The sequence below is a fragment of the Sphaerisporangium aureirubrum genome (assembly GCF_042658925.1).
Lineage (GTDB): Bacteria > Actinomycetota > Actinomycetes > Streptosporangiales > Streptosporangiaceae > Sphaerisporangium > Sphaerisporangium aureirubrum.
On the sequence record NZ_JBHSRF010000241.1, the window covers coordinates 1 to 505 of the forward strand.

At 54.1% G+C, this 505-nt stretch carries 1 protein-coding gene; it reads left to right on the forward strand.

The features are described 5' to 3' along the window. Positions 1-35: 35 nt before the first annotated feature. On the forward strand, positions 36-505 hold a 470-nt coding region (locus ACFP1K_RS41340; protein WP_380764104.1), incomplete at its 3' end, for a phage tail tape measure protein.

A 505-nucleotide genomic window follows, 5' to 3' on the forward strand; every position in this document is an offset into this window, starting at 1 on the left:
CCTGACTTCTTACGGAATTGGACTCCAGAACCTCCATGGAAGGGTTGGCCCAGATTGCCGTAGTGGGTGGTCAGTTGGGTGTCGCCAAAGAAGAGATGCTGGGGTTTGTGGAAGCCACGGACCAGGCAGTGGTAGCCTTGGGGGACGAGTTCAAGGGAGGGGCCGAGGAAGTTGCCAAAGAAATTGGTTCGCTTCAGAAGTTATTCAAGGAAACCAGCAAGCTAAAGCCAGGAGAGGCAATTCAGGAAATAGGCTCTGCCCTCAATGAATTGGGGGCCTCGGGTTCTGCTACCGCGCCCTCTGTGGCAGAATTCACCAAGCGGATTGGGGCCTTGGGTAACCTGGCGCCCGAAATAAACCAAACCCTCGGTTTAGGCGCTGCTTTTGAGGAATTGGGCCTTAGCGCAGAAATTTCCTCCGGTGGCCTGACCAATATCCTTTTGACTGCCACCAAGGAAACAGCCGCCTTCGCCAAGCAGCTTGGTATGACAGAAAAGGAGTTCAT